The 1171-nt window shown below is 73.5% G+C and carries 1 protein-coding gene; it reads right to left on the bottom strand.

Annotation, left to right across the window (positions count from 1 at the left end):
- Positions 1–12: 12 nt before the first annotated feature.
- Positions 13–1082, bottom strand: a protein-coding gene (locus FHS88_RS20460) for an IS630 family transposase (RefSeq protein ID WP_184487330.1) whose coding sequence is annotated in 2 segments (ribosomal slippage) — positions 13–596 and positions 596–1082 — 1071 coding nt in all. Because the reading frame shifts where the segments join, the coding sequence is not laid out codon by codon here.
- Positions 1083–1171: the final 89 nt, after the last annotated feature.

Genomic DNA, 1171 nt, shown 5'->3' with positions numbered 1-1171 from the left:
ATACGTCCTGCATCAGAATTTGACCTGTGCGTAGGCGCGTGAGGCGATGGCGGTGATGCGCTCGGGCTGATCGGCGAGCCAGTTCCAGGCGTCGCAGCAGGCGTCCACGATGGCGTCGTAGCTGTCGAAGACGCGGTTGCTGAGCTTGTTGGAGCGCAGGAAGGCCCAGACGTTCTCGACCGGGTTCAACTCGGGTGCGTAGGGCGGCAGCAGCAGCGGCGTGACGTTGGCGGGCACCTTCAGATCTGGCCCGCGCTGGTGCCAGCCCGCGCCGTCCATGACGACCACCGCGTGCGCGCCGGGCGTGACCTGTCGGCTGATCTCGGCCAGGTGCAGGCTCATGGCGCGCTGGTTCGCGGCGGGCAGCACCAGCCCCGCGGCCACGCCGCGCGCGGGGCACACCGCGCCGAACAGATAGGCCCAACTGTAGCGGCAGTCCTTCGGCGCAGCAGGGCGGGAGCCGCGCTCGGCCCACACCCGGGTGAGCGTGCCCTGCTGGCCGACCCTCGCCTCGTCCTGCCACCAGACCTCCAAAGGCCTGCCGCGGGCCTCGGCAGGCAGGGCGGCGGTCACGAGGGCGGCGAAGTCCCGCTGAAAGACGCCCGGGCCGCGGCATCATGGCCCGGGTGCCGGGGACGCACGCACAGCCGGCGGAACCCGAGCCGAGCCAGCATCGCGCCCACGCTGCGCTCGGCCAGCACCACCCCGAAACGCGCGGCGATGGCCCGCGCCAGATCGGCGCGCCGCCAGCGCAGCACGCCGTCCACCTTCGGGTCGGGGCCGCGGCGCACCCATTCGGCCACCTCGGCCGCCTGCGCCGCGCTCAGCCGGGGCCGGGCGCCGTTGCCCGCCCGCCGGTCCCGAAGCCCCGCGAGGCCCGCCTCGTTGTAGCGATGCACCCAGTCGCGCAGCGTCTGCCGATCCATCCCCGAAAGCCGCGCCGCCTCGCCGCGCGGCCGGCCCTCCAGCACCAGCGCCAGCGCCAGCATCCGGCGCGACGCACCCGCGTCCCGCTCGCGCGATGCGGCACGCCGCAGGCCCGCCGCGTCCAACTCCAACCGCATGATCGCAACCCCCGCCATCCTCGCCTCCGCTGCTCAGCGAAGACAGCGAATCACCATCACGGCCGCGCCGGAATCCCCATTGAGTCGGGTTCAGGTGCCGGGGGTAT

The sequence above is a fragment of the Neoroseomonas alkaliterrae genome (assembly GCF_014199195.1).
Taxonomy (GTDB): domain Bacteria; phylum Pseudomonadota; class Alphaproteobacteria; order Acetobacterales; family Acetobacteraceae; genus Neoroseomonas; species Neoroseomonas alkaliterrae.
The sequence above is the reverse complement of the archived record's forward strand: the minus strand, read 5'-3'. Positions and strand labels throughout refer to the sequence as shown.